Source organism: Candidatus Magnetobacterium casense, from assembly GCF_019173545.1.
In the GTDB taxonomy this organism is placed as follows: Bacteria; Nitrospirota; Thermodesulfovibrionia; order Thermodesulfovibrionales; family Magnetobacteriaceae; genus Magnetobacterium; species Magnetobacterium cryptolimnobacter.
Genome location: NZ_JABXWD010000294.1, coordinates 1 through 4,417, shown reverse-complemented (window position 1 = coordinate 4,417; position 4,417 = coordinate 1). Strand labels below are relative to the sequence as shown.

At 53.7% G+C, this 4,417-nt stretch carries 3 protein-coding genes; all 3 read left to right on the top strand.

Translation table 11 applies throughout. The annotated features are described in order from the left end of the window. Positions 1-38: 38 nt before the first annotated feature. Genes HWQ67_RS13570 through clpB form a run of 3 tightly spaced genes read left to right on the top strand, consistent with a single transcriptional unit; the run spans position 39 to position 4,020 of the window. Positions 39-1,034, top strand: coding sequence for a DnaJ C-terminal domain-containing protein (locus HWQ67_RS13570; RefSeq protein ID WP_218253227.1), 996 nt, complete (start codon positions 39-41; stop codon positions 1,032-1,034). Continuing rightward, positions 1,034-1,387, top strand: a complete 354-nt coding sequence (locus tag HWQ67_RS13565) for a MerR family transcriptional regulator (RefSeq protein WP_218253226.1) — start codon at positions 1,034-1,036, stop codon at positions 1,385-1,387. The genes HWQ67_RS13570 and HWQ67_RS13565 overlap by 1 nt, the downstream gene beginning before the upstream one ends. Then, entirely contained in the window at positions 1,384-4,020 is a 2,637-nt protein-coding gene (gene clpB / locus HWQ67_RS13560; protein ID WP_218253225.1) for an ATP-dependent chaperone ClpB, read from the top strand. The genes HWQ67_RS13565 and clpB overlap by 4 nt, the downstream gene beginning before the upstream one ends. Positions 4,021-4,417: the final 397 nt, after the last annotated feature.

Genomic DNA, 4,417 nt, shown 5'->3' with positions numbered 1-4,417 from the left:
TAATAAAGAATAAATAAAGATATCGAAACGAGGTAAATATGGCAACGGATATAAAGAACTACTACAGCACACTAGAAGTGGGCAAGTCGGCCACTCAGGAAGAGATAAAGAAGGCCTACCGGAAGCTGGCCAGAAAGTACCACCCTGACCTCAACCCCGGAAGTCCGTGGGCCGAGGCAAAGTTCAAGGAGATAAACGAGGCCTACGACACCCTGGGAGACCCAAAGAAGCGTGCCGAGTATGACAACCCTGTGAGGTCGGCCTTTGCCTCAGACTCCGGTTTTGATGGCTTTGCGGACCGACGCTATACAAACAACTTCGATCTGAACAACTTTGGCGACCTGTTTTCTGAATTTTTTAACCTTGGCTCAAGGCCAGGCGCTGGTCGTACCAGTACCGCCGGCAGTGCCAAGGGCAAGGACGTGGTTGTTGAGTTGACCCTGACACTGCAGGAGGCCTATGAAGGCGTCACAAAGCCTATGGACATAAGACGCGACGTCCAGTGCAAGCAGTGCTATGGCTCCGGCAGAAGGCTATCCAAGACATGCACGACCTGTAATGGCGCCGGCGTGGTGCCAACAACGGAAACAATGAAGGTAAAGATACCCGCAGGGGTTGACACCGGCTCTAAGGTGAGGCTCAAGAACAAGGCCGACAACGGAGGCTACAGCGGCAAGACCGGGGATATCGTCATAGACATAACGGTGACTCCACATGAGGTTTTTACCCGCAAGGGCAATGACCTGCACGCCGCCATACCGGTAACCTTCCCTGAGGCAGTCTTAGGTGCCAAAATAGAGGTTCCGTCGCTGGATGGCTCCTCCATAATGACCCTTCCGGATGGCACACACAGCGGCAAGGTATTCAAGCTCAAGGGCAAGGGAATGCCTGCCCCAAGTGGCGATAAGGGCGATTTGTACATTGAGATACGGATTGTTGTCCCAGTTGACCTCAGTCCCATAGAGAAGGACACGGTAAGGAGGCTTGGCAATCTCTATGCCGACGACCCGCGAAAAGGGATGGTTAGAGAATAATGATGGTCAAAAAGGACAAGGATCAGCCTTTGTACGTTATCAGCGTGGTTGCTGAGATGCTGGGGGTTCATCCACAGACCCTGAGGCTCTACGAGCGCGAGGGGTTTGTATGTCCCAAGCGCTACAACAGGCAACGCAAGTACTCGGAAGAGGACATAGAGAGGCTCGACATGATCATCCAACTGACCAGGGACCTGGGTGTCAACAAGGCCGGCGTGGAGATAATACTGCGTATGAGGGGGATTATTGATGCCCTCAACTCGCAACTGGAGGACGTCCTGCCATATCTCGAAGAAGAAACTCGGGAGGATGTCAGGTCACGTCTTATGAGGATTTTTAAGGAGACTGCATGAAAATAGAGAAGTTGACAATAAAGAGTCAGGAGGCCATGCGTGAGGCTCAGATGATTGCCGAACGTAAGGGAAATCAGGAGATGCAGCCAGAGCATCTGATTGCTGCGCTGTTGACTGATGGCAATGGAACGGTCATACAGATACTGAAAAAGCTTGGGGTTAATACCAACGCCCTGAGAAAGGATGTCGAAAAGGAGATCGACAAGTTTCCTTCGGTGGTTGGCGCTACGGCGATGGCGCAGATGTATCTTTCTGCGGCGATCAGGGATTGCCTGGAGGAGGCATTTAAGCAGGCCGGTTACCTGGGGGATGAGTACGTCAGCGTGGAGTTGCTGATGCTTGGCGTGATAATCAAGGGAGGCGGACGACTCCTTGATCGGCACAACATAACCAGGGATACGTTTATGAAGGCCATGCAGGATGTCCGGGGCAGTCAGAACGTCACTGACCAGACCCCCGAGGACAAGTTCCAGGCGCTTAAAAAGTACAGCCGCGACCTTACCGACCTCGCACGCAAGGGCAAACTCGACCCCGTTATTGGCAGGGACGAGGAGATCAGGCGCATAATACAGGTACTTGCGCGCAGAACCAAGAACAATCCGGTCATCATCGGTGAGCCGGGGGTTGGTAAGACGGCCATAGCCGAGGGCCTTGCACAGCGCATCGTTGATAGCGACGTACCGGAATCACTCAAGAACAAACGGGTTATTGCCCTCGACCTTGGATTCCTCCTGGCGGGCACCAAGTTCAGGGGTGAGTTTGAGGAGCGGATCAAGGCCGTGCTAAAGGAGATAGAGGCTGCACAGGGCAATATCATCCTGTTCATAGACGAGCTGCACACCCTCGTGGGAGCGGGGGCGGCAGAGGGGGCGATGGATGCCTCAAACATGCTCAAGCCCTCACTGGCAAGGGGCGAGTTGAGGTGTGTGGGCGCCACAACCCTCAATGAATACAGGAAGTATATCGAAAAAGACGCAGCGCTGGAGAGGCGTTTCCAGCCTGTTTACATAAAAGAACCGGGCGTTGAGGATACCATCTCCATACTGAGGGGGTTGAAAGAGCGTTATGAAATACATCACGGGATCAAGTTCAAGGATTCGGCCTTAATAGCGGCGGCCACGTTGTCGCATCGTTATATAACCGACCGGTTTTTGCCGGATAAGGCCATCGACCTCATTGACGAGGCTGCGGCACGTCTGAGGATGGCCATTGACAGTATGCCCGTAGAGATTGATGAGATGCAGAGGAGGTTACGGCAACTGGAGATCGAACGGCAGGCATTGCTCAGGGACACTTCGACGGAGGCGGAGGCGCAGCGGCAGAAGATAGAGAAGGAGATGGCTGAGTTATCCGAGGGGCATTCCCTGCTGATGGTGCGCTGGAAGGGTGAAAAGGAGCTGATTGCCAACATCCGCAAGATAAATGAGGACATCGAAGCCACCAGGACTGAGTCCGAAAATGCCGAACGCCAAGGGCTTCTGGGTAAGGCTGCGGAGTTGAGGTACGGCAGGCTGATTGAGCTAAACAGGGCGCTGGAGGCTGAGAATCAGAAGCTCAAGGTGCTCCAGGCCGGCGGCAAGATGCTGACCGATGCCGTGACTGAGGAGGACATTGCCAGTGTGGTGGCAAAGTGGACTGGCATTCCGGTTTCAAAGATGCTTGAGACCGAAATAGACAAGCTCCTGCAGATGGAGGACCGTCTGAGGTTGCGAGTGATAGGTCAGAACGAGGCCATTGAGAAGGTTTCAAATGCCATCAGGCGGGCGCGGGCGGGGATACAGGACCCCAATCGTCCGATTGGTTCGTTTATATTTCTGGGTCCGACTGGTGTGGGCAAGACCGAACTGGCCAAGGCGTTGGCGGAGTTTCTCTTTGACGATGAGGCTGCCCTGTTGCGCATTGACATGTCGGAGTACCAGGAGAAGCACACGGTATCGCGATTGATAGGTTCTCCGCCCGGTTATGTCGGATACGATGAGGGTGGACAGCTTACGGAGGCGGTCAGGCGGCGGCCATACTCGGTCATACTCTTTGACGAGGTGGAGAAGGCGCACCAGGAGGTCTTCAACGTGATGTTGCAGCTCCTCGATGATGGTCGTCTCACGGACGGGCATGGCAGGACGGTGGATTTCAGGAACTCGGTGATTGTCATGACCTCAAACATAGGCAGTGAGTATATTCAGGAGTTTTTGCAGGACCGTCATCGTGTGCATGAGGCCTATCAGCAGGGAGTGAATGCCGGCACGATGGCCAACAAGGTGATGGAGGCGTTGCGGGGGTTTTTCAGACCGGAGTTTCTCAACCGTGTGGATGATATAATAATCTTCAATGCGTTGAGCAAGGACCTCTTAAAGCGCATAGTTGACATCCAGTTGTACCGTATGCGCAAGTATCTCAAGGGCAAGCAGATAGACATCCTGTTGACCGACCGTGTCAAGGAGGTGATTGCGGAGTCCGGTTACGACCCCGTCTACGGTGCCAGGCCGTTGCGGCGTGTGCTTCAGAGTGAAATCCTCAATCCCCTGGCGCTAAAGATACTGGATGGCTCAATTGCTCAGGGCGACACCGTCAGGGTAGATTACGAACGCGCCGCGATGGTGTTCTCAAAGGTAGAAATGGCGATGGGCGAATAGGAAGAAGAGAAAACAAAGGCAAAGAAAAAAAGGGGCGGCTCTGCCCCCCTTCAGAACCCCCCGCAAGGGGACCAGTCCCCTTGACCCCATTATGCGGAGGCTTGGTGGTTGAGTTGGAGGGTGGGTAGAGGTCGGGGGGGAAGGATGAAGGGTCGTATCGACCCTTCATCCGTTGCCTGCCTTCGGCAAATGGGGAGGCAACGGTTAGTCGTCAATTGCGCCGCGTTGCACAAGTAGGCGGTGTTTGGTTTCCAATAGGCTCTTGATGTTGATGCCATCGAACTGCACACCTTTACCGTGAAAATCTTATTGAGTTAAGACACAAAACTCCCCCTCACCGTCCATGACAGTTTTTTTTGCGATGATTCTATGTCTTATTCCTTACATATCCAAATTT

Coding starts and splice junctions, on each gene's coding strand:
- HWQ67_RS13570 (WP_218253227.1), top strand. CDS start 39: ATGGCAACGGATATAAAGAACTACTACAGCACACTAGAAGTGGGCAAG.
- HWQ67_RS13565 (WP_218253226.1), top strand. CDS start 1,034: ATGATGGTCAAAAAGGACAAGGATCAGCCTTTGTACGTTATCAGCGTG.
- clpB (WP_218253225.1), top strand. CDS start 1,384: ATGAAAATAGAGAAGTTGACAATAAAGAGTCAGGAGGCCATGCGTGAG.